Annotated in this window: 24 protein-coding genes; 16 read left to right on the top strand and 8 right to left on the bottom strand. The window is 32.0% G+C overall.

Going from position 1 to position 24,341, the window contains the following annotated elements; all coding sequences use genetic code 11:
* Positions 1-468: 468 nt before the first annotated feature.
* From IEU88_RS12935 to IEU88_RS12920, 4 genes are read right to left on the bottom strand one after another with little or no spacing between them, the layout of a single operon-like run.
* Positions 469-1,572 carry a mannitol-1-phosphate 5-dehydrogenase gene (locus tag IEU88_RS12935; RefSeq protein WP_103373679.1) on the bottom strand — a complete coding sequence of 368 codons (1,104 nt, stop codon included), beginning with the start codon at positions 1,570-1,572 and terminating at the stop codon, positions 469-471.
* Positions 1,572-2,006 carry a PTS mannitol transporter subunit IIA gene (locus IEU88_RS12930; RefSeq protein WP_096808736.1) on the bottom strand — a complete coding sequence of 145 codons (435 nt, stop codon included), beginning with the start codon at positions 2,004-2,006 and terminating at the stop codon, positions 1,572-1,574. Before IEU88_RS12930 ends, IEU88_RS12935 begins: the two co-directional genes overlap by 1 nt.
* Positions 2,007-2,011: 5 nt before the next feature.
* Positions 2,012-4,045 (bottom strand): BglG family transcription antiterminator, encoded by a 2,034-nt coding sequence (locus IEU88_RS12925; RefSeq protein WP_107644409.1) that lies wholly within the window; start codon positions 4,043-4,045, stop codon positions 2,012-2,014.
* Positions 4,046-4,082: 37 nt separating this feature from the next.
* Positions 4,083-5,609 (bottom strand): PTS mannitol transporter subunit IIBC, encoded by a 1,527-nt coding sequence (locus tag IEU88_RS12920; protein ID WP_103373039.1) that lies wholly within the window; start codon positions 5,607-5,609, stop codon positions 4,083-4,085.
* 655 nt (positions 5,610-6,264) lie between these two features.
* On the opposite strand from IEU88_RS12920, the gene glmS reads away from it, so the two are divergent.
* The 5 genes from glmS (at position 6,265) to IEU88_RS12900 (ending at position 10,416) form a co-directional block, all read left to right on the top strand.
* Entirely contained in the window at positions 6,265-8,070 is a 1,806-nt protein-coding gene (gene glmS / locus IEU88_RS12915; RefSeq protein ID WP_096808739.1) for a glutamine--fructose-6-phosphate transaminase (isomerizing), read from the top strand.
* 256 nt (positions 8,071-8,326) lie between these two features.
* On the top strand, positions 8,327-8,467 hold the full coding sequence (locus tag IEU88_RS13795; protein WP_250644972.1) for a DUF2200 family protein: 141 nt from the start codon (positions 8,327-8,329) through the stop codon (positions 8,465-8,467).
* Between the two features lie 113 nt (positions 8,468-8,580).
* Positions 8,581-8,682: a DUF2200 family protein gene (locus tag IEU88_RS13790; protein ID WP_255201769.1), complete on the top strand. Its 102-nt coding sequence runs from the start codon at positions 8,581-8,583 to the stop codon at positions 8,680-8,682.
* Positions 8,683-8,713: 31 nt separating this feature from the next.
* A complete protein-coding gene (locus IEU88_RS12905) occupies positions 8,714-9,514 on the top strand; it encodes an ABC transporter ATP-binding protein (RefSeq protein ID WP_096808740.1) in 801 nt (266 codons plus the stop codon).
* 50 nt (positions 9,515-9,564) lie between these two features.
* Positions 9,565-10,416, top strand: a complete 852-nt coding sequence (locus IEU88_RS12900; protein WP_115359562.1) for an HAD family hydrolase — start codon at positions 9,565-9,567, stop codon at positions 10,414-10,416.
* A gap of 96 nt (positions 10,417-10,512) precedes the next feature.
* Here the strand turns inward: IEU88_RS12900 and IEU88_RS12895 are convergent, their stop codons facing one another.
* On the bottom strand, positions 10,513-11,601 hold the full coding sequence (locus IEU88_RS12895; protein WP_108909225.1) for a hypothetical protein: 1,089 nt from the start codon (positions 11,599-11,601) through the stop codon (positions 10,513-10,515).
* A gap of 131 nt (positions 11,602-11,732) precedes the next feature.
* Here IEU88_RS12895 and IEU88_RS12890 point away from each other — a divergent pair, with 131 nt between their 5' ends.
* Complete coding sequence (locus tag IEU88_RS12890; protein ID WP_096808743.1) at positions 11,733-12,464, top strand: metallophosphoesterase family protein; 732 nt, start codon at positions 11,733-11,735, stop codon at positions 12,462-12,464.
* Between the two features lie 141 nt (positions 12,465-12,605).
* Here IEU88_RS12890 and czrB read toward each other — a convergent pair whose 3' ends face one another.
* Both czrB and IEU88_RS12880 read right to left on the bottom strand, forming a co-directional pair.
* The gene (gene czrB / locus IEU88_RS12885) at positions 12,606-13,556 is read right to left on the bottom strand and encodes a CDF family zinc efflux transporter CzrB (RefSeq protein WP_096808744.1); all 951 of its coding nucleotides are present in this window, start codon (positions 13,554-13,556) and stop codon (positions 12,606-12,608) included.
* Between the two features lie 17 nt (positions 13,557-13,573).
* Complete coding sequence (locus IEU88_RS12880) at positions 13,574-13,837, bottom strand: ArsR/SmtB family transcription factor (protein ID WP_174221777.1); 264 nt, start codon at positions 13,835-13,837, stop codon at positions 13,574-13,576.
* Positions 13,838-14,024: 187 nt separating this feature from the next.
* Between IEU88_RS12880 and IEU88_RS12875 the strand changes: the two genes are divergently transcribed.
* The 9 genes from IEU88_RS12875 to IEU88_RS12835 all read left to right on the top strand — a co-directional run bounded on the left by IEU88_RS12875 (position 14,025) and on the right by IEU88_RS12835 (position 22,335).
* Entirely contained in the window at positions 14,025-14,684 is a 660-nt protein-coding gene (locus tag IEU88_RS12875; RefSeq protein WP_096808746.1) for an SDR family oxidoreductase, read from the top strand.
* Positions 14,685-15,013: 329 nt separating this feature from the next.
* Positions 15,014-15,712, top strand: coding sequence for a FadR/GntR family transcriptional regulator (locus IEU88_RS12870; RefSeq protein ID WP_096808747.1), 699 nt, complete (start codon positions 15,014-15,016; stop codon positions 15,710-15,712).
* A 556-nt stretch (positions 15,713-16,268) separates the two neighbouring features.
* Complete coding sequence (locus IEU88_RS12865; protein ID WP_103373706.1) at positions 16,269-17,207, top strand: type I phosphomannose isomerase catalytic subunit; 939 nt, start codon at positions 16,269-16,271, stop codon at positions 17,205-17,207.
* Positions 17,208-17,230: 23 nt separating this feature from the next.
* The gene (locus IEU88_RS12860) at positions 17,231-17,461 is read left to right on the top strand and encodes a hypothetical protein (protein WP_096808749.1); all 231 of its coding nucleotides are present in this window, start codon (positions 17,231-17,233) and stop codon (positions 17,459-17,461) included.
* Positions 17,462-17,669: 208 nt separating this feature from the next.
* Positions 17,670-18,650, top strand: a complete 981-nt coding sequence (locus tag IEU88_RS12855; RefSeq protein ID WP_096808750.1) for a YeiH family protein — start codon at positions 17,670-17,672, stop codon at positions 18,648-18,650.
* 71 nt (positions 18,651-18,721) lie between these two features.
* Positions 18,722-20,092 carry an EVE domain-containing protein gene (locus IEU88_RS12850; protein WP_096808751.1) on the top strand — a complete coding sequence of 457 codons (1,371 nt, stop codon included), beginning with the start codon at positions 18,722-18,724 and terminating at the stop codon, positions 20,090-20,092.
* Between the two features lie 345 nt (positions 20,093-20,437).
* Positions 20,438-20,821, top strand: a complete 384-nt coding sequence (locus IEU88_RS12845; protein WP_096808752.1) for a thiol-disulfide oxidoreductase DCC family protein — start codon at positions 20,438-20,440, stop codon at positions 20,819-20,821.
* A gap of 19 nt (positions 20,822-20,840) precedes the next feature.
* Positions 20,841-21,704 (top strand): ribokinase, encoded by an 864-nt coding sequence (gene rbsK / locus IEU88_RS12840; RefSeq protein ID WP_096808753.1) that lies wholly within the window; start codon positions 20,841-20,843, stop codon positions 21,702-21,704.
* A 181-nt stretch (positions 21,705-21,885) separates the two neighbouring features.
* Positions 21,886-22,335 (top strand): Dps family protein, encoded by a 450-nt coding sequence (locus IEU88_RS12835; RefSeq protein ID WP_103373234.1) that lies wholly within the window; start codon positions 21,886-21,888, stop codon positions 22,333-22,335.
* A gap of 410 nt (positions 22,336-22,745) precedes the next feature.
* On the opposite strand, the gene deoD is transcribed toward IEU88_RS12835, so the two are convergent.
* A complete protein-coding gene (gene deoD, locus IEU88_RS12830; RefSeq protein ID WP_103373233.1) occupies positions 22,746-23,456 on the bottom strand; it encodes a purine-nucleoside phosphorylase in 711 nt (236 codons plus the stop codon).
* A gap of 181 nt (positions 23,457-23,637) precedes the next feature.
* Here deoD and deoC point away from each other — a divergent pair, with 181 nt between their 5' ends.
* The gene (deoC, locus tag IEU88_RS12825) at positions 23,638-24,300 is read left to right on the top strand and encodes a deoxyribose-phosphate aldolase (protein ID WP_096808756.1); all 663 of its coding nucleotides are present in this window, start codon (positions 23,638-23,640) and stop codon (positions 24,298-24,300) included.
* Positions 24,301-24,341: the final 41 nt, after the last annotated feature.

The following is a 24,341-nucleotide window of genomic DNA, read 5'->3' as shown; positions in this document are numbered from 1 at the left end:
AATTCATAGGCGCATAATCTCTCCTTAATTTATTTGGTCAGATATTTAAATTATAGAGATTTTTGCGCTTTTTTTGTACCAAAAAACAGGACTGATTTTTATATCAGTCCTGTTTAGTATAGAGCCATTTTTGTATGAGTAACTGTGTTGGCAGTTTTTTACTATTGAAAATGATTTATAAGCTATACAAATAGTATTTGGATGTAACTTTAATTTTAGGAACAACGACATCTTGTGCTTCATCTATTAAGCTATATGATTAGATTAGACAAATATATTTTTTAATAACTCCTGCACAATTTGTATCGCTATCTTGTTTAATTTCAGTTATGATTTTAAAATTAAAAGAGAGCTAAACCCATTACGGATTAGCTCTCTTATTTTGAGACTAGATATTTATGTTTTACCCTCTTACTTTAAATAGGGTGTTTAGGTCCATCTCGATACTTACGTTGTATTATTATATTATTACAGTACATTGTAAGCTTTAACGATTTCAGAAACTAATTGGTCATCAATTTTAGCATAATCTTTTAAGAATGCTTCGATGCCATGTTCTTTAATATAGTCATTTTTTTCTACTGTTTCTTGGTCATTTGTATCATCGTATTTTAGAAGTAACGCAGCAGCTTTAACTAAAGCGTCATGTTCTAAATTATTCTGATATAAGTAATTTAATGGTTTAACAATTCTATCTTGTGGTCCAATTTTACGGATTGTTCCACGTCCTACACGTGTTACTTCATCTGAAAGATTAGGGTTTTTGAAACGCTCGATGATTTTCTCAACATATTGTGCTTGTTCTGCCACTGTAAAATCAAATTGATTTGTAATATATTGGCTTGTTTCTTCAAGTACGCGTTCTAAATCATGTTTAATATGAGCATCTTTCACTGCATCTAAAATGGTTGGTTGGCCAAAAAATCTACCAGCGTAAGCTAAGAAAGCATGCCCTGTGTTTACTGTTAATAACTTTCTTTCAATGTATGGCGTTAAGTTCTCAACATATTTTATATGATTTAATTCGGGACCAAACCATGCATCTTTTTCTACGACCCATTCGTAGAAAGGTTCAACTACCACATCTAAAATGTGCTCATTGGTTTGTAGAGGAACAATTCTATCAACTGCTGAGTTTGCAAAATGGATGTGATCACCTAAAGGGCCAGTGATATCTAATATCGCATCTTTTAAAGTATTCGTTGCCATAATTGCATTTTCACAAGCAACAATGTTTACTGGGGTTTCTTTTTCTTTTAAATAGGGCGCAAATGTTTTGGCAATAATAGGTAAAACATTGACGCCTACTGCAGTAGTAATTAAATCCGCTTCTAATACTGCTTGTTTTAAACTTTCAGAAGGTTGTCCTGAATTGATGGCGTCCACATTATGCACGCGAGTCGTTGTATGTGCTTGATCTGCTAGGATAACGTCATATTCATGTTTAGCATCTAAAGCATCGATAATTTCAGCATTAACATCTGCAAATGTAACTTTAATATCATTATCAGCTAAAATATAACCTATAAAGCCTCGGCCAATGTTACCAGCACCAAAATGTAATGCTTTCATTATGCGTCAGCCTCCTCAAATACTTGTTTGATCTCCTCTGCTGAAGACGCGTTAATGATACGTTCTACGTTTTCTTCTTCGCTAAATGTAATCGCAATTTTAGATAATAAGTCTAAGTGTTCCCCATCTTTACCTGCAATACCAACAACGACTTTAACTTCTTCTCCATCCCAATCTACACCCTCAGGAATTTGGATTAAAGTTAAACCAGATTTTAGTACACTTGTTTTTGCTTCATCTGTACCATGTGGGATTGCTAAGCCATTACCCATAAAAGTAGTAACAACTTGTTCGCGATCTTTCATTGCTTGAATATAATCTTCTGTGACAGCACCAGTTGAAACTAATGCTTGCCCTGCTTTTTCAATTGCTTCATTTTGATCTTCTACCGTTTGGTTAATAAAAATATTGTCATTGCTAAATAATTCGCTCATATTATTCACTCCATGTTTAATTGATTTTGTAGTTGTTTCAAATAACTTTGTTTTAAAAACACTAATAATTGTTCAGGCTTTTCCATAAAATGATCAATATCATCAAGATATTCTGCCATTTTACCAGATAAATCACTGACAAGTTGTGCCATGGTATCATCTGGGGGGATAAACATATTTAATAAATATGTTACAGAAATACTATCATTTTGATTATTATTAAGCGACAGAGGTTTCTCTAAGATGGTAATTAAAATAAATGGTTTTTGTATTAAATCACTTTTAATATGTGGCATTGCTATGGGATAGGGATCTAAAACAAAACTCTGTACCTCCATTCGTTGCTTAATAAGATCAGCGAATGACTGTTCATCATCAATAATTTGATGTTTTAATAATTGGTTTGTTAAATAAGTAATCCAATTTGTAATATTTGTATAATCTATATAAACAGAATCTATTACTTCTAAACCTTTACGAATATAATTCAATTGAGACTCAGGATTTGAAATAGTTGTATTTGTGTCGTCAACCATTTGCATTTGAGATTTATTATATTGTTGCGTATTTAGAAAAGCAGCTACATGATTTATATCTGCGTCTGGTAATAATGGATTAACTGTTAAATAGGGTGATTTAGTATCTAAATTAACTGTTGAAATAATAGCGTCATATTGGTCAAAATCGATTGAATTCAGCTCACCAACAGATGCTTGGACTGTTTGTTGAATTTCACTAAAAGTCTGTTGTAATCGTGTAGCGAGTAAACGACTTGTACCGATACCGCTACTGCAAACGACAAGCACCTTATAAAATGGTGTTGCTTGCTTTTGAATTGCACCACCAAAATGCAAGACGATAAATGCAATTTCACTATCTGGAAATTTAAAGTTTGGCCAAGTTTTAAGTAAGCCTTGATGAACACTTTCAAATAGTCTTGGGTATTTGTGTTTAATCATATCTGTTAAAGGATTGTATGTTTCAATGTTGGCATTTAGACGGTTGATTGCAGGTATGATATGCAATTTCAAACCTTCACTTAATGTTTTCCAATCTTTAAATGTTTGCTGAGATACGTTTGATACATGTTGAATGAGTTGTTCAATTAGATCTTGGTCTTTTTGGTTTTTAAATACTTCAGTAGATTCTTTACGTTTAGCGCCACGTAAATGAATTGTGATAAAAGTTATTTCTGCCTGATTGAACGCAACACCATATATGTGTTCCAGGTGTAATGCTAAAGCTGATGCAATTTGATGCTCAAAGGTATCTTTGACGCTGTTATAGATATCTTCATTTAAAGCTACATATTCTCCCTTAAGCATTCGATCAATACTAAGTACGATGTGTACAGTCAGTGTTAAATAACTAGATTCTGTTAAAGAATAGGGTAGTTGGCCTAAATGGTCCATTAGAATTCGTTCTACTTGGAAAATTTTATCGATATCAACCATTGGTAATTGTGATTGATTAATCGATTGATACACGAAGTGATTTTCAATTACCGAGTAGACACTCGTACTATTTAAGTTATTGACCATTAATTGACTTAACAGTTCTCTTTTTTTAGATTCAGCGCCATATAGGTGAATCCCTTCACCACGTTTTTTCTGTAGTGATAATTGATATTGTGCTAGTTCTGTATCTAATTCGTCTAGTAATTTAGCTAAAGTTTGAGTGGAAACACCAATTTCTTGAGCCAAGCCATATTGCTTGATTGGTTCTTTGGCCTGAATGAGTGCGTACAAAATAATTACTTTTTGTTCTTCTTGTGATAGGTCGATCGTATTTTGTTGAAGTAATTCTTTTTTTAACGCTCGAATAGCTTGTTGATTACTCGATAATTGTAATCCTTTTTTAGTGACACGCTCTAAAGTAATGTTGAAGTGTTCCAAAAATAATTCTATAGATTTTAATTCTCTATGAATAGTACGAGAGGATACAGCTAAATGTTGAGCAATGTCATAAATCGTGACATATTGACCGTGATACTTAATTAACATTTCGATAATTTCTTTTTCACGCGTACTCAAAAACATAGCCATACCCTCCAGTACAATTTCTTATAGTGAGTAATTAGTTATCTTCTTTTTTTAGGTTTTCTAATAATTCATCATATCTCGGTGAATTTAAGAAATTTTCAACTGAAATATGAATTGCGCTTGGAACTTGTTTAATCGCTCTGTCAGTTAATTTTTTCTGAGTAATGACAAGTTGGGCGTCACTAGGTAATTGATTAATAGCAGTGTTAGTAACATCTACATCTTGTACACCAGCTTTTTTAAATTTATTACGTAACATACTTGCACCCATCGCACTAGATCCCATACCTGCATCACAAGCAAAGATAACGTGGTTTACTTTACTATAATCATGTGCATCTACATTTTCAGTATCATAATTATCTAGTAAATCATCTTCTGATTGGGCTTCGTCATTTTCTGTAGTGCTTGTAGTGGCAGTTGTGCTTTCTTCATTATTCCCTGTTAACTTAGAAGATACACTTGATTTTTTACCTTTTGATGCTTCCATTTTCTCTGTTGCTGTTTCTATATCTTCAGTTTCTTTTGTGAATTTCAATATGATAGATGAAACTATAAATGAAACAATCGCAGCAAGCGCTACACCAATAATCATGTGTAAGAATTCACCTTTAGGGGCATTGAGCATGTAAACTATAAATGAGCCTGGAGATGCTGGACTCTTGAACCCAAAGTCTACTAATGAATAAGTTGCTACACCAGTCATACCACCTAAGATTACAGCGATAAATAACAATGGTCTCATTAATACATAAGGGAAGTAAATTTCATGAATACCACCTAAGAAATGAATAATACCTGCGCCATATGAAGTTGCTTTAGCTGTTCCTTTACCAAATATCATATAAGCAACTAATACACCTAAACCAGGGCCAGGATTTGATTCAATTGTATATAAAATAGATTGGCCTGCAGAAGCTGCTTGGTCTGCACCAAGTGGTGTGAATACACCATGGTTAATTGCATTATTTAAGAAAACGATTTTTGCAGGTTCTACGATAATACTTACTAATGGAAGTAGATGCGCATGTACCAACGCTTCAACAGCTACTGATAAAATGTGCATGATAAATTCCATGATTGGTGCTAGTACTTTAAAACCAACGATTGTCATAATGAAGCCTAAAATACCAGCTGAAAAGTTATTGAATAACATTTCAAAACCTTGTGGGGTTCTTGGTTGAATAAATTCATCTGTTTTCTTCATTAACCAACCAACGAGTGGGCCCATAATCATTGCGCCAAGTAACATCGGCGTATCAGGTAATGCTACAATCACACCCATTGTTGCTACAGCTGCGATAATACCGCCACGCATTTCGTGAATTAAACGCCCACCACTATAGGCAATTAATAGAGGTATTAAATAAGTGATCATCGGGCCAGCTAATTCACTTAAATCTTTATTTGGCCACCAACCGCCATCAATAAAGATTGCAGCGATAAAGCCCCATGCGATAAATGCACCAATATTTGGCATAATCATACTACTTAAAAATGAACCAAAAGCTTGAACTTTACGGCCTATACCCTTTTTGTCTTGAGTATCTGTTTGTGACATAATTTGCACCTCTTTTTCTCTTTATTTGTAAGTACATTGTAGGTCTATTTTCATAAATAAACAACAAATAGTAATTTCAAATTTGGCACAGTGTGTTTGACAAGTTTATGACTATTAAATGGTGCAAATATATGGAAGGTTTTGGATTTTAAAGACGTTCGTTAATCATTAAAAAATAGAATTTAACTTGTATATTTATAAAAAATTTGCATTTAGGCTTAAATACATTGTACAATTAATAATATTGAAGAAAGGAGGATAGTTTCGAGTAACTTAATCAAAGCGCCTGTGCAAGTGAAGCGGTTAAATGTTGAATATTTAAGGTTTAAAACAGAAATCTTAATAGACGTGAGATTGAAGCTTGTAGACGAGGAGGATAGTTATCGAACCATCGGCGGATGCTATCCCGGATGTGGCTCATTCGTAAACTTATTAAGGAAAACATTAGGGCGACCTAGTGCACAAAGTTAATAAGATAGCCAAATTTAATAAAAATTAAAATTATAAGGTGGATGGGATTTCTGTGCCTATTTTGTTATTCCTTGTTATTGAACAAATAAAAGGAATTTATTTGAATTGGCCTATTTTATATTGAACAGGTTCCTATACGCCGAACGTTCAATACCCGTCACCATTACATTGGAGGAATATGTATATGTGTGGAATTGTTGGATATATAGGGCATGATAATGCCAAAGAATTATTGTTGAAAGGTTTAGAAAAGTTAGAATATAGAGGTTATGACTCTGCAGGTATCGCCGTTGTTAATGATGAAGGTACAAATGTATTTAAATCAAAAGGGCGCATTGCAGAACTTAGAAAAGTTGCAGACAGTGAAGATATTGATGGCAACGTAGGTATTGGTCATACACGTTGGGCAACACATGGTGTACCCAATTATGAAAATTCACACCCTCACCAATCTGCGACCAACCGATTTACTTTAGTGCATAATGGTGTGATTGAAAATTACGAAGAATTAAGTGATGCGTACTTATCAAATGTTACATTCTTATCTGAAACGGATACAGAAATTATCGTTCAATTAGTTGAATACTTCTCAGATAAAGGTCTTTCTACAGAAGCTGCATTTACCAAAGTCGTATCTTTATTAGAGGGTTCTTACGCATTAGGCTTAATTGATAGTCAAGATAGAGATACTATGTATGTGGCTAAAAACAAATCACCACTATTAATTGGTGTAGGTGATGGTTTTAATGTTATTGCTTCAGATGCGCTTGCAATGTTACAAGTCACAAATCAATATAAAGAAATTCATGATCATGAAATTGTTATTGTAAAACGAGACGAAGTGGTTATTAAAGACCAAGAGGGTAACATTCAAAATAGAGAAGCATATACTGCACAAATTGATGCTGCAGATGCTGAAAAAGGTGTCTATGATCATTACATGTTAAAAGAAATTCATGAGCAACCAGCAGTAATGCGCCGTATTATTCAAGAATATCAAGATGATGAAGGTAATCTGAAAATGGATGCAGATATTACAAGAGATGTGGCTAATGCAGATAGAATTTATATTATTGCTGCTGGCACAAGTTATCATGCAGGATTGGTCGGTAAAGAATATTTAGAAAAATGGGCTGGCGTACCCACAGAAGTACATGTAGCTTCAGAGTTTGTATATAATATGCCGCTACTTTCAGAAAAACCATTATTTATTTATATTTCACAATCAGGTGAAACAGCTGATAGCCGTGCTGTTTTAGTAGAAACTAAAAAACTAGGTCATAAATCATTAACAATTACAAATGTTCCAGGTTCTACATTATCACGTGAAGCGGATCATACGTTACTGTTACATGCAGGACCTGAAATTGCTGTTGCATCTACAAAAGCTTATACAGCACAAATTGCAGTGCTTTCAATCTTGTCACAAATTGTAGCTAAAGAACATGGTAGAGAAGCTGACGTAGCGCTATTACGTGAACTTGCAAAAGTGACTACAGCGATTGAAACAATCGTAGATGATGCAGATGTTATGGAACAAATTGCGACAGATTTCTTAGAAACAACTAGAAACGCATTCTTTATTGGTCGTACAATAGATTATAATGTTAGTTTAGAAGGCGCATTAAAATTAAAAGAAATTTCTTACATTCAAGCAGAAGGGTTTGCAGGCGGAGAGTTAAAACACGGTACAATAGCATTAATCGAAGAAGGCACGCCAGTGATCGCCTTAGCAACACAAGAAAATGTTAATCCTTCTATTCGTGGTAATGTAAAAGAAGTTGCAGCGCGAGGCGCAAATCCATGTATTATTTCAATGGATGGATTGAATAAAGATGGAGATACTTATGTCATCCCTCATGTACATGAACTATTAACACCGTTAGTAGCTGTTGTTGCAATGCAGTTAATTTCTTATTATGCAGCTTTACACAGAGATTTAGATGTGGATAAACCACGTAATTTAGCTAAATCTGTCACAGTTGAATAAATGCTGAATCTTTTACTAGTTTGCTAATAGAGATGAAATCTAAGAAGTTCAACTATTGGCAATTTATTATGAAAAGATAACTTCTGAATAAATTATGGAGTATAATATAAGACAGGAATAAAATCGAATGATGATTTTATTCCTGCTTTTTTAATACATAAAATTTTATTATTATTAACAGAATTTTATGAAAATAACCTTGTTTATTTATGTTAAAATATAGTTTACTATGAGCAATTAAAGAAAAGCGCATTTAATGACTAAACCTAATATTTATAATATGAAATTTGGAAAAGTTTATCCTCATTTAGTTAGAAAAGCTAAGAAAAAAGGTAGAACGCAAGATGGAGTAAATGAAATTATACATTGGATGACTGGTTACACCAAGCGCAATTAAATGCTCTAATTGAAGATGGTATGACATATGAAATATTTATTAAACGAGCACTTTAGTTAAACTCTGACAGAACTAAAATGCGTGGCGTCGTTTGTAGGATAAGTGTTGAACTTATGGAAAATTCGATAATGAAAGCAATCAGGCGTTTAAATACAATAATCGATGAATTAACCAAAGGAAAAACACTAACAAAGCTATTTAGAGTGAACGAATAATAATTTAAAGTTTTAAAAGGGGAATTTATTTATGCTTATTGATTTGAAACATATTGCAAGAAGAAAACAGGGAAATGAAATTATCAAAGACGTTAGTTGGCAAATAAATGAAGGAGAAAAATGGATGCTTTATGGGTTAAATGGCGCAGGCAAGACAACACTATTAAATATTTTAAATGCATATGAGCCTAATACCTCTGGAGAGATGACATTATTCGGTATGAAACCAGGTAAAAAAGGATATTCTGCAGATAATGTGCGTAACCAAATTGGATTCGTATCCAATAGTTTAATGGATCGCTTTCAAGATGGAGAAATTGTCTTAGATGTTGTAATCAGTGGTATATTTAAATCTATTGGTGTATTCCAAGAGGTGCCACAGCAATATGAAAATACGGCAAAGCAGTATTTAAAACAAATGGGGATGTCTCACTTTGAAAATCAATATTATGGATATCTTTCTACTGGAGAACGTCAAAAAGTTTTGATAGCAAGAGCATTGATGGGGGACCCTAAGTTATTAATTTTAGATGAGCCGGCTTCTGGTTTAGATTTTATTGCTAGAGAAGATTTATTAAGTGCATTGACACAATTATATAGACAAAATCCTCAATTAGCTGTTATTTATGTTACACATTTTGTAGAAGAAATTACTAAAGATATAGATTACGGATTTTTATTAAAAAATGGCAAAACTTTTAAACAAGGGTCAATTACTGAAATACTCAATAGTCATACATTAAGTTCTTTTTTTAAAAGAAATGTTAACATAACGTATCATGATGAACGCTATGCATTATTTTTAAATGAAGAGAAGATTGCAGAAAAATAGATTACATGCCATAATTTAAGACGATAATACTTGATGGAGGACTTGTTTAAATGGATAATGTGAAAGCAATATTTTTAGATATGGATGGCACAATTTTACATAAAGATAATCGTGTAGATTCTGAAACAGCAGAGATTATTCAAACGTTAAGAGATTGTGGGTATAAAGTATTTTTAGCGACTGGTAGGGCACATGATGAAATTGGTTATCTTGTACCTAAAGGGTTTGCAGTAGATGGCATTATAAGTTCTAACGGTACTTTTGGTGTTGTGCAAAATGAAATAATATTTAAGCATAGCTTATCTTTTGAAACAGTAAATGAAATTGTGAAAAGGGCGAAAGAACAAGAGATTTATTATGAAGTTTTTCCATTTGGCCGTGACCGAATTATTCTTAATGAAGACAAAGCGTGGGCAGAAGCTTTATTTGCTCAACCAACACCGCCAGGAAACGTGGGATATAGCGAATGGACTTCAAGAAGAGCTTCTATAGTAGAAAAAGTTGATTGGGAGTCTACTATTCCTCATACATCATTTTCAAAAATTTATTTATTCTCACCAGAATATGACAAGATTACACAATTTCGTAATCAATTAATGGAAGATCAATCATCGCTTCAAATAAGTGTATCGAATTCTTCTCGCTTTAATGCAGAAACGATGGCTTTTGGTATTGATAAAGGTACTGGAATTAAAGAAATGATAGACCATTTTGATATAAAACAAGAAGAGACACTAGTGATAGGCGATAGTGACAATGATAGAGCTATGTTTGCATTTGGTAATTACACTGTTGCAATGAAGAATGCAAGACCAGAAATACAAGTTTTAGCTGATGATGTCACTTCACTTACTAATGAAGAAAACGGGGCAGCATTATACTTAAAAACACATTTCTTATAGAATATAAGTGTTATATAGTTCAACATAATACGAAAACGAGAAACGGGTCAGAAATCCCAATTATTTAATGGTTTCTGACCCGTTTCTTTATTTTAATTAGTCATTTTTCTTATCAATTTGATCTTTTACATCTGAAGATTTTTCTTTAGCTGTATCTTGAATATTGTCTGATGTACGCTCGATATTTGACTTAGTTTTTTCAGTTGTGTTGTTTACACTATTTGTAACTTTATCTGTTTGATTAGATTGCTCTGAAGTTTTAGCTTTAGTTATTTCTGATTTATCTATCTTTTCACCATTTTTATTATAGTATTGTATAATTGCTAATAAGTTTGTGTAGTATACAAATAATCTTATAATAATTACAATTACAGATACGATATAAATAATTGTCATAGCTACCGTTTGTGAGATGCTGCCAGTACTTATTGAAATTAACTGACTAACTGGATTTGCTAAAATAATAACAATTAAATTTAATAGTAAAATACCTAGATAGAATTTAAACCATGTTTTATTACCATTTTTAATTGCTTTAAAGCCACGTTTAACTGTTGACCAAGCACCAACGCTAGGATTTTTAACAAAAGATAAAGTGTAATTAATAATTAAGATTGCAAAGAACCAATATACAAATGATAATATAAATATTTGTAATGTAGCAGCGATAATTTGGAATGTTAACGACCATCCAAGCGCATGATCGGAACTGCTTAACGGCCCTTGTAATGCTGTAAATAATTGCACAATGCCTAACTGTAGTAGTTTACCGATTAAAATATTAAGTATTAATATAATAATAATAAATAGCAATGTGATTAAAGATAATTTTAATGATTTAGCATATTTGCCTTTTTTAAAAATTGAAAATAAATCTTTAAATTTAACCTTGTCTTTATTAATTGCATTGTCTATAGTGTATATAGTTCCAGCAATAAGTTGATAACCAACAAATATAAAAACAACTAATGGAATCAATAACGATAATACCAATGTGAATATTGCACTTCCAATAGGTTGTTGCATAGCCATTGACATTAGAAATTTATAGATTGCTGGTTGTACTGGTATAAACGTTAGCACAGTCAAAGCAAACAATATGATAAAACTTACAATTGTAAAAAGTAAAATTTTAGCATTTTGCGGTTTTGCATTTTGTAACGCTAGTTTATGAAATTTAAACAAATTTTAAGCACTCCTTTTTAGTGATAAGAATACGATATCAAAAAATTGAAGATTTTAAAATTAATAGGTAACAAAATGGCTATAAAATGTTAAAATATCCAAATGAGAAAATGTTGAAAGGAGATATCATCATGAAATTTGCAATTCTTACTGATGTACATGGCAATTTTGATGCTTTAGACACAGTGTTGGATGATATTGATAGTAGAAAAGATATTAAAAAAATATATAATTTAGGCGATAATATCGGTGTCGGTCATGAAACGAATAAAGTACTTGATGAAATATTTGAAAGAGATGATATGGAAATCATTGCAGGCAATCATGATGAAGCGGTTATGTCAATTGTAAATGATACGCCTTACCCTGAAGACTTAAAAGATAAGTTTTATGAACATCACCAATGGATTGAAAGCCATTTAGATGAAGATTATTATGACAAATTAAACGCATTGCCCCGTGTGATTGAAAAGACGCTAAATAATAAAAAAGTAATGTTTATACATTATGAAATTCCAAATGACAAATTAGATACACCAATCGATGGACAACCTTTTAGTCCTATTGTAGAACCGACCGAAGAAAATATTAAATCACTTTTCGAGGATAAAGACGCAGATTTAATTGTTTTTGGTCATAATCATACAGTTCATTTGTTTGATGACAAATCAAAAGTGTATTTTAATCCTGGATCTGTAGGTTTAAATAATGGCGCTTACGCTGTATATGGTATTGTTACTATTGATGAAAATGAAATTTCCTTTGAACGTGTGAAAATACCTTATGATAACGAAGAATTTTTAAGAGGTTTTAAAGAAAAACAAGTACCAGCTAAAGAACTCATATTTGATAAATTTTTATAACTAACAACATATTAGATAATAATCATATTTATAGTATTGCATTGAATAGAAAAAAGTGACTAGATTTAAAAAGCTTGATATAAGCATATAAATCTAGTCACTTTTTTAATATGAAGTGGATATTTAAGCGTTTAGCAATAATTATTTTCCTGCATAAACTGCTGAACATAATGTATCATCATCATGTTTATGATGCGGCGTTTCAAATTGAATGGTCATATGTTGGATATTGAGATGTTCTAATCGATGTTCGAGCCGATTTAAAAGCTGTTCTCCTTCTTCAATGGTCATGTCGTTTGGCACTACAGCGTGACAACTTAACGCGTTCATCTCATTTGATATGGTCCAAATGTGACAATCATGTACATTTACTATTTGTGGTTCGTTTGTAATAGTATTAATGGTTTCATTCATATTTACATCGCTTGGTGTACCTTCCATTAAAATATTGATAGAAGATTTCGTTATACCCCAACTGCTTTTTATAATAAGTAGAGACACAATAATACTTGCAATAGGGTCAGCAATCGTCCAGTTAAAGAACCAAATAAGAATAGCTGCTGCAATCGCACCGACAGAGCCTAATAAATCGCCAATAACATGGAGAAAAGCACCGCGCATATTTATATTATGATGCGTGTCGCCTCCTTTAAACATTAAAGTAGCAACAACAATATTAACAATTAAGCCAATAGTACTAATAATAAGCATGTCGGCTGATTTGACTGTCATTGGGTTAAAGAAACGATCCACCGCTTCAAAGATAATAAAGATACCAATAACAAATAAAGTTACGCCATTAAATAAGGCTGCTAAAATTTCAAAACGTTTATACCCAAACGTTTTATTTTTGGTAGCATGCTTCTCGGCATAGATAAAAGCAAGTAAAGCTACGCCTAATGAGATTGTATCACTAAACATGTGTAAACCATCAGATAATAAAGCTAAACTATTAGCTACAAAGCCGCCAATGATTTCGACAATCATAAAAATGCCTATAATGAGAAAGCTGATGAGCAATATTTTTTTATTATTGGTGTGTACATGGCCATGTGTATGATTGTGTGAGTGATTATGTTCAGATTGAGACATATATGACATCACCTTTCTTATAATTTGTGGTTAGCATGATGAATTGCTTGTTTTAATAAGGTGGTTACATGTGTATCATCAATTGCATATATCATCGATTGACCATCCCGATTTGATTTTACTAAGTGGGCTTGTTTTAATATACGTAATTGATGAGAGACATTGGACTGACTCATGTTCAAAGTATGTGCGATATGACCGACACTACTTGAACTTTGTGATAATAAATGCATGATGCGTATACGGTTTGTTTCACTTAAGGCTTTAAATATATCAGTCATGTGATTTAAAGTTTCTGTATTGATAGATGATTCCAAGAAATGCACCCCTTTTATATGAATATATTAATACATATTCATATCTTAATATGGTTCTTTGCTAGTGTCAATAGATAATGCATTTTAGTTTTAAACACCTACAAAAGTGGTAGACTTTTAAGTAATCGAATTTTTAGAGGAGGTTTAAAGTATGAGTATTTTAGTTATTGGAGCAAATGGTGGCGTTGGTCATTATTTAATAGAGCAATTAAAGGCTGAAGGTGAAGATTTTACAGCTGGTGTAAGAAAAGAAGCACAAGTAGAGCAATTAAAAGAAAAAAATATTAACGCAACGTTAATAGATGTTGAAAAAGATGATGTCCAATCTCTGACTGAAAAATTTAAAGGCTACAACCGAATAGTTTTTTCTGTAGGTTCAGGTGGTAGTACAGGTGCAGATAAAACAATTATTGTAGATTTAGATGGTGCTGTGAAAGCGATTAAAGCGAGCGAAGCGAATAAAGCGCAACAATTTGTTATGGTGTCAACGTATGATTCAAGAAGAGAAGCGTTTGATTCAAGCGGCGATTTGAAGCCATATACAATTGCAAAACATTATGCAGATGAATATTTAAAACAGGCAACGATACCATATACAATTATTCATCCTGGTGGCTTACTAGACGATGACGGGACAAATAAAATTGAAGTAGGCGCCTTTTTTGAAGGCAGAGGCACTATTCCAAGAGAAGATGTTGCTTCAGTGTTGAAAGAAGTTGTGACTACTGACGATTATTTAAATACTGAATTCCAAATTGTTAGTGGTGAAAAAGATATTCCACAAGCCTTAACTGATTTTAAAAATAAATAATAGTAGTTATTTTTAACCATAAGATTGGAAATATAATGTCTTAGTCTTAAGTATAGTATTGATATTGGTTAACTGAAATGAAACTACATTTATATTAAACTTTTAAAGGACTTGTCTCTTGTATACATTGTTTTTGAGTTAGTAATTCTTATATAAAGACTTTGTGCCAAGGGTTATATTTCGAATCATATTTTCCAGGGCGGGATAATGAAATCATTTAAAATCAAATGATTTCTGTCTCGTCTTTATTTTATTTAAAATATCTATAACTTTTAATAAATTTTATTGAGAAAATTTGGTATAATAATAGATATCGTTTGGAGGTAACTATGAAGATTTCAAACAGTAAAATTTATGAGCAAGTTGCAGATAATTTATTGGAGAGCATCAAAACAGGTGACTATCAAGTCGGCGATAAAATACCATCTATACAAAAACTAAGTCAACATTATGGTGTAAGCGTGGCATCGGTGAGAGAAGCACTGAATGCATTGAGAACAATAGGTGTATTAGAAATTAAACAAGGTTATGGTACGTTTGTAAAACAAGTAGAACCAACGTTTTTTGAATTAGGAGATAAATTTACGTCGTTAGTTCAAATAAAAGAATTATTAGAATTAAGAGAAATTGTTGAAGGTGCAACAGTTAAAATGGCTGCTTGTCACCATACTGAAGAGGACTTGGTTGAATTAAAAACTGCTTTAAATGAAATGGGTGAAGCTATAACTGACGGAACATCAGGTGAAAGAGCTGATTTAGAGTTTCATTTGGCGATTGCAAAAGCAGCCAATAATTCTTTGTTAGTAGAGTTATTAAATAATATTTCAGAACTAATGCAAGATTCTATGAAAGAAACAAGGAAAATATTTATTTATAGTAAACAAAAGACTATGAATAAATTACTAGAAGAACATGTGGTTATTTATAATGCAATTGCTGACCGAGACGATGAACAAGCAGTGAAAGCAATGCAGTCACACTTATTCGAAGTTAAAGAAACGATATTAGCTAACTTTAAAGAAAAGTAGGCTGGGATCATCTAACGTTTGTAGTTGTCGAGCATTTTAACGCTTTCCATCAATTTGAATTTTACTGCACTAGTTGTTTAAATTTGAGAAACATAAAAAAGCCCAAACTAAAAAAGTTTGGGCTTTTATTGCAAATTTTTATTTTGAAAAAGGAATCAACTTTTCCAAATAATCATAATTCATTACCTTATATGTAAAAGAATCAGAGTCAATGATTAACTCTAACCATATTATAATGTCAAATATGATTAGATGGCAAGTATTTATTCGAAAAAATTTATAACAATTATATAATTTTATTGTTAAATTTATGAGAATGTAATTGAACAGTATTAATTAAACTACCACTCCATTTAAAGAATTGATATAATAATTAATGATTTGAATATAACAAAACGTTGCAGTGACAGTTTATAATGCGTCAACATATATGATACAATTTCAATAGTTCTTTGAATCAAGATTAAATTCTAATAGTAAATGATACGGTATATATTTATTTCAAAAATAAATTTTAAATTAAAATTTATGATAAGAAAGTTTGGAGGTGTGATGGATGCCGTTATTTTTAAAGCCAGTATTACATGAAAAAATATGGGGCGGCACTAAGTTAAAAGAACTAGGTTACGATTTGCCTACTAATAATATTGGAGAAGCTTGGGGAATTTCAGCACACCCAAATGGTAGATGTGAAGTAATGAATGGACCTTATAAAGGACAGACACTAGACAAAGTTTGGCATGACCATAGAGAATTATTTGGTGATTTTCCAAGCCAAGAATTTCCACTGATGACGAAAATTATAGATGCCAAAGAAGCTTTATCAATACACGTTCATCCAGACGATGCATATGCTTATGAACATGAAAACGGTCAATACGGTAAATCAGAATGTTGGTATATTATAGATGCTGAAGAAGGAGCGGAAATAATATATGGTACGAATGCGGATTCTAAAAAAAACGCTATGGCACAAATAGATGACGAAAATTATGACCAGTTATTTAATAGAGTAAAAGTGCAACCAGGTGAATTTTATTTTATACCTGCAGGGACGATTCATTCAATTGGCGCTGGCGTACTTGTGTATGAAACGATGCAATCTTCAGATGTTACATACCGTGTCTACGATTTTGATAGAGAAAAAGAAACAAATGACAGGCGAAGTTTAAATCAAGAGAAAGCTAAAGCGGTGGTAGAGGTTACTCAAGAAAATATTAATATAGCAACTGATACAGAAATTATTGAAAATCATAAGCGTATCCAACTGGTATCGAATGATTTTTTTACAATGGTTAAGTGGGAAATTTCAGGCACATTAAATTATATGAAACCTAGAGAATTTGTATTAGTATCAATCCTAAAAGGAGCAGGGCAAGTAATCATTGATGGCGATGTTTATAATGTAACACAAGGTCAGAATTTCATTTTAACTTCAGATGATTTAGATACTATTTTTGAAGGCGATTATGAACTAATTATTAGTTATTTATAGATAATAAAACGGAGTGTTTCAAAATGTATAAATATTTATATGTATCATTAATATGCGGTATGTTAGCTGGTGCAGGTATATTTTTAAAATTACCTATTTTTCCTTCATTATTTTTACCAGTTATGATTGGTATCATCGGTATCATTGCTGCATTAATAACGATACCTAACAAAGAGATAAATGGATTATTAAAATTCGGTGGTGTTTTAATCAATTTCATGCCGATTATGGGTGCGTTAACGCTCGCACAATAATTAATAAATTTAGTATCTTTACTTTTAGTAAAAGGTACTTTTTTTATGGGCAAGCTTTGATAAACGAATTAAGTATATATTAAAAATACAAGAATATAGATGTGTGTTTGAGGATTAAATCTACTAAAACCACTTTAAAATAGTAAGGATTTTTCTTTAGTGTTAAAATATTTGTGGTAAAATAGAACTTAAATTGGAGGTGGCCTAAATGCCGAAAACTAGAGGTATAATCATGACTTTTGTAATTGCACTCGTTGCAACAATTATGGGAAGTAAGTTTCCTGTAGTGGGAAGTGCAATATTTGCTATTGTCATCGGGATCCTTTTAAATAATATTTTTGAAATACCTAAAAAGTATCAGGCTGGAATCCAATTTAGCAGTAAAAAAATATTGCATTATAGCATTATTGTGCTTGGGTTTACATTAAGCTTTAAATCGATAGGCGCTATTGGTTGGAAATCATTACCAATTATTATTATTACTTTATTAGCTGCATTTATTGTAGTGTATCTTTTAATGAAAGTATTTAAAATAAATGAAAATTTAAGTATTCTCATTGGCGTAGGCACATCTATTTGTGGTGGTTCTGCTATTGCAGCAACAAGCCCAGTCATTAAAGCTAAAGAAAATGAAGTAGCATTTGCTATTTCAACAATATTCTTATTTAATTTAATAGCAGTTTTTGTATTTCCACCACTCGGTCATTTATTAAATATGGGAGAAACTGCATTTGGCTATTTTGGTGGCACAGCCATAAATGATACATCCAGTGTGATAGCTGCAACATCAAACTATGGAAGCACGGCATTGGAAACGGGTGCAATCGTAAAATTAACACGTACGTTAATGATCGTACCAGTAGTATTATTTTTTACATATAGAACAATCCGTAAAGAAAAATCAAAACAAACTGATACATCAATTACGAAGATATTTCCATGGTTCATTGTTTGGTTTATTGCTGCTTCTATAATTAGTACAATTTTTAATTTTTCGCCTACTGTTATTAATATATTCCAGCAATTATCATTATTCTTAATTACGATGGCAATGGCAGGCATAGGTTTGAGTGTTAATTTTAGACAATTTAGAAAAGCCGGCGCAAAACCAATTTTATTAGGTTTAGTGACATGGATAGTTGTAATTGTAACAAGTTTAATATCAATGAAATTGGTTCATTTATTATAATAATTGTTTGAGAGCATTTTTTTGAATATAATGAGAAAATAGAATTTTTATATGAGATAAGGAGTATCTAAATGGCAGAGGAAACAAGTTATTTTTGGTTAAATTGCGGGTATAATCGCTGGAATCATAACGAACCCTTAGTTGGTCAAACGACATTATTTGAATCAGGTGCACAATTTAATCCGTCACAGGGTTTCCGGTCTTTTAAACAAGCTAAAGTTGGAGATAAAGTTATATTTTACCAAGTACAAATGGATACAGGCTTACTTGGATTTGGGGAGATCACTAGTGTACAGTCAGGCGCTCAAAATAAAATACGCGTTCATTTCGAATTATTGGAACAGTTGAAGCCTTTAACTACTGATTATTTAAAAAGAAGTGAACAGTTAGAGTTTCGAATAAGCAATATGAAAGAAAAATTATTTAACCAAATCACGCAAAATGAATTTGAATTAATTGTGAGTTTAGGAAAAGGTGAAACTAAAATTCCTAGGTACTTCTTTATGTCAGAAGAACATGAGTTTGAGCCTAATTCATACAATACGATTTACACACACACATATAACGGAATCAAACGAAACGGTTATCATTTTTATACCCAACTAGAAATTGGTGACCTATTAGTCTTTTATAATAAACATAGAGATCAATCAGTGATTGGTATTGGAGAAGTGAGTCAACACATTCATGAAAAATCGCCAATCCCTGGGCGTACAAATAGTACTGCTATTGAAGTTTATTTTGAAAAAGAAATCGAGCCTGTAACGTTAAGTACATTAAATAAACATCCTAAATTAAAGAATTTATATTATTTACAAGAAAATGCCAAACAAGCGATTGCTAGTATGTCTCGTGCTCAGTTTGAAGCTATACTTGAAATGAGCGAAAATGATGGGATGAAATCACAGTTTGAAGCAGTTAAAAGTGACTACATTATTGATAAATCTGAAGATGATATCAAGCCATTCATACTTTTAGTTGTTGATAAAGGTGAAGGATTAAAAGCTGCAGAAAACTTATTACAAAAGACAAATGCCAACCCAGTGATTACAGCTGGACACCCTGATTTTACAGAAGACATGCTTTATGGTAAATACTTACCAAACGAAGCGGGAGCATTATATTATAGAGAAGGTTTTATTACAAGTCTCATGCCTAGGAATGATAAAAGTTACTTAGTCATAGATAATTTTAACCGTATCGACCCTGATATCTTTCAAACGTTTATTAACGTATTAGAAGGTTATGAGATGACCTTACCAAGATACAATCGAGATGGAAGTATGATTAAATGGTCTAGAAAAAGAGACTCATTTTATCATTTTAATCCTAATTGGCATATTGTTGGCATCACATACGACAGTTTAAACGAAATAAAACAAAAGTACACAGAACAGTTTTTAAAATATACAAGAATCGTTAAAGTAAACCAAGATTCATAACGCGCCCAGACTGTTAATAAAAAATGTTGAAAATATAACATATGCTGAGATTAGCTATGACGAAATCTATGATGGTAGATTTTCTCGTAGCTAATTTTTAGTTATAGAGAGAAGTAAGTCAAGCGGTCTCTCGGATGCTTTCTACTTATTAAGTTAACAAACGCGTTTTAAAAAATGGGTGTCCTAGACCTTTTCATTTAGCTTCATTAGCCGCTGACAATATATAAGAGATATGGGTATAATATATTTAATGATTTATTTTTATCAATTTAGGATATAATAGAAATGTAAATGCATAAAGTTGAATCTTGAATTAAGATAGACAGTAATAAAGGAGAGATATATATGCCAATAATTTATTATGATGGCAACTGTGTGTATTGTTACAATTATGCAATTTGGCTTATCCAAAAAGGTTTGTCTAGACGTTACCAATTCGCCAAACTACAAGGTGATACAGCACAAGGTATGTTTTATAATTATCCAGAAACTAAAGAACACGATAGTGTTATTTTGCAAGAAGGAGATCATTTCAAATATAAATCAGATGCAATTGCTTCATTGATTTCATCTTTGACAAGTTATAAATGGTTGGGTGTTCTATTATATTTAACACCTAAATTTTTAAGAGATTTTGGTTATCAACTTTTTGCAGATAATAGAAATAGAATGTGGAAAACACATTGGCATAAGCCTAATGATTATGAAAAATCATTTTTTATTGACTGAATAGATGGAGGAAAAGAACATGGGGAACATAATTGTGATTGGTAGCGCATCAATTGATTTAGTAGTAGAAACGGATATTTTACCTAATACAGGAGAAACAGTAATGGGTAAATCATTTTTTACAACACCAGGTGGGAAAGGCGCTAACCAAGCAGTCGCTGCTGCACGTTTAAGCAATAATGTGTATATGATTGGAGCAGTAGGTGATGATGACAACGGCACACAAATCCTTTCGAATCTTGAAAAAAATAATGTGAATATTGATTATATGGATAAAATTGAAAGTGAAGCATCTGGAACTGCGCATATCACATTATTTGATGATGACAACCGTATTATTGTAGTGCCGGCAGCAAATGATTATGTAACGCCTGAAAAAGTAATACCAAAACTTAAATATTTTGAAGCTGGCGATATCATTTTGATGCAACATGAAATACCAAAAGAAACAATAAATGAAGTAGTAGACTTTGCAGTAAATCACGATATGCGGGTGATGTTAAACCCTGCGCCATATCGTCGTTTAGATCAAGAAGTAATTGAAAAAGTTAACTGGCTGACACCGAATGAATCAGAAAGTGAATTATTATTTAAAAACGAGGTTGACCGGGCATTAATGGCTTATCCTAGAAAACTTATTGTAACAAAAGGAGCTACAGGTGCTGTGTTTTATAGTGATTCTCAACAACTAGTTAAGGGTTACAAAAAAGAAGTTATTGATACTACAGGTGCTGGTGATACATTTAATGGTGCATTAGCTGTAGCACTAATTGAAAATAAGCCATTAGAAGAAGCGGTTAATTTCGCTAATTTAGCAGCTGCTTTTTCTGTTACAGGATTAGGTGCTCAAAGTGCGATGCCATACAGAAAAGAATTGGATTAAATATTGTGTGTATGGGTATAATAGTAGTGGATAATTAAGTGATAGATTAAATTATAATAATTATAAAGAAGGTTCTAAAATAGCTTTACAGATTATAACTATTATAATATAATAATTATTATAATAAAGAAATTGAGTATCGCTTAATTATAATCATAACTTAAAAGGAGAGATTTTTAATATGTCAAAAAATAATGAAGAAGTTGTAAAAGTATTAAACCAACAAGTAGCAAACTGGACTGTTGCATTTACCAAATTACACAATTTTCATTGGTACGTAAAAGGACCAAATTTCTTCTCATTACACACAAAATTTGAAGAATTGTATGATGAAGCAAGTCAATATATAGATGATTTAGCTGAACGTATTTTAGCGGTTAATGGTAACCCAGTAGCGACTTTAAAAGAAAGTTTAGAATTATCAATTATCGAAGAAGCTGGAAAAGACTACACAGCTGAACAAATGGTTGAAGAATTATCTAATGACTTTGACAATATTTCAAAACAATTAGTAAATGCAATTGAAGTTGCTTCTGATACTGAAGATGATGTAACAGAAGATATGTTCATCGGTATGCAAACAGATATTGATAAACATAACTGGATGTTAAAATCTTATTTAGGAAAATAAACAATTACAGTGAAATGATTGATAAAAAGGTGAGGCCGAAACATTATATAATGTTTCGGCCTCACCTTTGGTATGAACGATAGATGATTACAATAATAGGGAGATGTATCAAATTTTGATTTTGGAGTTATAATTTTTAGGAAAAGTGATGGTAAGAGACGAAGACTTCCGTCTCATTTTTTAAAATATTTGATACGACTTCAGTGTTGTTCCTAATTTTTAAAGCAAAAAGCCAAAGTCAAGTTTCTTTGACTTTGGCTTTTTGGTTCCTCAATTTTGAAATAGCTCATTTTAAGATTTAAATCGCAGTCTGTGCTTATTTACATCTTAATTGTGGCGTATTTGTCATGGATTGATTACTTGTTATTACAATAACCAAACTTAAGTCATCCATATAGGATATCAATGATTTACTCAGCGATTTCTAACGCAATTTCCATCATTTGTGTAAATGAGTTTTGACGCTCTTCAGCTGTTGTTGCTTCATCACGTAAAATATGGTCACTTACAGTAAAGATACCTAAAGCTTTTTTATTAGCGTAAGTAGCATTTAAGTAAAGTGCAGCAGATTCCATTTCGATGCCTAAGATACCCATGCGTTGCCATTTTTCATTAAATGTTGAGTCTGCATTGTAAAATGTATCTGAGGAAAGGATATTACCAACATGCGTATTAGCGCCAATTTCATCTGCTTTTTGTTTCGCTTTTAAAATTAAGTCGAAATCAGCCAAAGGTGCAAAGTGGCCAGGAATATTATATTGTTCAACATAGCTAGAGTTTGTAGATGCCCCTTGAGCAATGATAACGTCATATAAGTTTACATTTTCTTGTAATGCGCCACATGATCCAATACGGATAATCGTTTCAACATCGAAGAAATTATAGAGTTCATACGAATAAATACCAATACTTGGGACGCCCATGCCAGATCCCATCACAGAAACTGTTTTACCTTTGTAAGTGCCTGTGTAGCCAAACATATTTCTAACTTCATTAAATTGTTCAACGTTTTCTAAGTAATTATCTGCGATATATTTTGCGCGTAATGGATCTCCGGGCATTAAAACAGTTTTAGCAATTTTTGCTCCGTTAGGTTGAATGTGTGGTGTAGATTTTGTCATAGTCTTCTTCTCCTTTAAATTCTTTTATCAAAATAAAGATAACATTTGTTTATTATTTTTGCGAATTTTTGTAATATAGAGATAAAGCCCATGTTGTGATTTTATTAAATTTATTTGAATATATTATAATTTTAAAGAATAAAAGTAATTTCATACATATAATATTTTAGGAGGAATTAGAATGAATTATGCAAAATATATAGATCATACACTACTAAAGCCGGAGTCTACAAGAACTCAAATTGATAAAATACTTGATGAAGCGAGCGAATATCACTTTAAATCAGTATGTATTAACCCGACTCATGTAAAATATGCTGCTGATAAATTGAAGGGCACTGACGTTTTAGTATGTACAGTAATTGGCTTCCCGTTAGGCGCATCAACAACAGCTGTAAAAGTATTTGAAGTTGAAGATGCTATTAAAAACGGTGCATCAGAAATAGATATGGTTATCAATATCGGCGCTTTAAAAGATGGGCGTTATGAAGTAGTTCAAAAAGATATTGAAGGTGTAGTGGCAGCAGCAAATGGCAAAACGGTAAAAGTGATCATTGAGACATGTCTTCTAACTGATGAAGAGAAAGTAAAAGCTTGTGAGTTAAGTCAAGCTGCAGGCGCAGATTTCGTCAAAACTTCAACTGGATTTGCTGGCGGCGGCGCAACACCTGAAGATGTGAAATTAATGAAAGATACTGTAGGTAATGCATTAGAAGTTAAAGCATCTGGCGGGGTAAGAAACTTAGAAGATTTTAATAAAATGATTGAAGCTGGAGCAACGCGTATTGGTGCAAGTGCAGGGATTCAAATTATTCAAGGTTTAGAAAGTGATACTGATTATTAAAGTTATCTAAACTATAAAATAGACACAGTATAATTTGTGTT

Origin of the sequence: Staphylococcus nepalensis (assembly GCF_014635045.1) — a bacterium.
Classification (GTDB): Bacteria; Bacillota; Bacilli; order Staphylococcales; family Staphylococcaceae; genus Staphylococcus; species Staphylococcus nepalensis.
Note: the sequence above shows the minus strand (reverse complement) of the source record. Positions and strands in the feature narration are given on the sequence as shown.

What these genes read in the sequence shown, in the direction of transcription:
- IEU88_RS12880 (WP_174221777.1), bottom strand. Translation starts at nt 13,837, where the DNA reads ATGACTGATATATTTAAAGCCTTAAGTGAAACAAACCGTATACGCATC.
- IEU88_RS12900 (WP_115359562.1), top strand. Translation starts at nt 9,565, where the DNA reads ATGGATAATGTGAAAGCAATATTTTTAGATATGGATGGCACAATTTTA.
- IEU88_RS12855 (WP_096808750.1), top strand. Translation starts at nt 17,670, where the DNA reads ATGCCGAAAACTAGAGGTATAATCATGACTTTTGTAATTGCACTCGTT.
- IEU88_RS12865 (WP_103373706.1), top strand. Translation starts at nt 16,269, where the DNA reads ATGCCGTTATTTTTAAAGCCAGTATTACATGAAAAAATATGGGGCGGC.
- glmS (WP_096808739.1), top strand. Translation starts at nt 6,265, where the DNA reads ATGTGTGGAATTGTTGGATATATAGGGCATGATAATGCCAAAGAATTA.
- IEU88_RS12930 (WP_096808736.1), bottom strand. Translation starts at nt 2,006, where the DNA reads ATGAGCGAATTATTTAGCAATGACAATATTTTTATTAACCAAACGGTA.
- IEU88_RS12850 (WP_096808751.1), top strand. Translation starts at nt 18,722, where the DNA reads ATGGCAGAGGAAACAAGTTATTTTTGGTTAAATTGCGGGTATAATCGC.
- czrB (WP_096808744.1), bottom strand. Translation starts at nt 13,556, where the DNA reads ATGTCTCAATCTGAACATAATCACTCACACAATCATACACATGGCCAT.
- deoD (WP_103373233.1), bottom strand. Translation starts at nt 23,456, where the DNA reads ATGACAAAATCTACACCACACATTCAACCTAACGGAGCAAAAATTGCT.
- IEU88_RS12835 (WP_103373234.1), top strand. Translation starts at nt 21,886, where the DNA reads ATGTCAAAAAATAATGAAGAAGTTGTAAAAGTATTAAACCAACAAGTA.
- deoC (WP_096808756.1), top strand. Translation starts at nt 23,638, where the DNA reads ATGAATTATGCAAAATATATAGATCATACACTACTAAAGCCGGAGTCT.
- IEU88_RS13790 (WP_255201769.1), top strand. Translation starts at nt 8,581, where the DNA reads ATGGAAAATTCGATAATGAAAGCAATCAGGCGTTTAAATACAATAATC.
- IEU88_RS12890 (WP_096808743.1), top strand. Translation starts at nt 11,733, where the DNA reads ATGAAATTTGCAATTCTTACTGATGTACATGGCAATTTTGATGCTTTA.
- rbsK (WP_096808753.1), top strand. Translation starts at nt 20,841, where the DNA reads ATGGGGAACATAATTGTGATTGGTAGCGCATCAATTGATTTAGTAGTA.
- IEU88_RS12875 (WP_096808746.1), top strand. Translation starts at nt 14,025, where the DNA reads ATGAGTATTTTAGTTATTGGAGCAAATGGTGGCGTTGGTCATTATTTA.
- IEU88_RS12845 (WP_096808752.1), top strand. Translation starts at nt 20,438, where the DNA reads ATGCCAATAATTTATTATGATGGCAACTGTGTGTATTGTTACAATTAT.
- IEU88_RS13795 (WP_250644972.1), top strand. Translation starts at nt 8,327, where the DNA reads ATGACTAAACCTAATATTTATAATATGAAATTTGGAAAAGTTTATCCT.
- IEU88_RS12925 (WP_107644409.1), bottom strand. Translation starts at nt 4,045, where the DNA reads ATGTTTTTGAGTACGCGTGAAAAAGAAATTATCGAAATGTTAATTAAG.
- IEU88_RS12920 (WP_103373039.1), bottom strand. Translation starts at nt 5,609, where the DNA reads ATGTCACAAACAGATACTCAAGACAAAAAGGGTATAGGCCGTAAAGTT.
- IEU88_RS12860 (WP_096808749.1), top strand. Translation starts at nt 17,231, where the DNA reads ATGTATAAATATTTATATGTATCATTAATATGCGGTATGTTAGCTGGT.
- IEU88_RS12870 (WP_096808747.1), top strand. Translation starts at nt 15,014, where the DNA reads ATGAAGATTTCAAACAGTAAAATTTATGAGCAAGTTGCAGATAATTTA.
- IEU88_RS12905 (WP_096808740.1), top strand. Translation starts at nt 8,714, where the DNA reads ATGCTTATTGATTTGAAACATATTGCAAGAAGAAAACAGGGAAATGAA.
- IEU88_RS12935 (WP_103373679.1), bottom strand. Translation starts at nt 1,572, where the DNA reads ATGAAAGCATTACATTTTGGTGCTGGTAACATTGGCCGAGGCTTTATA.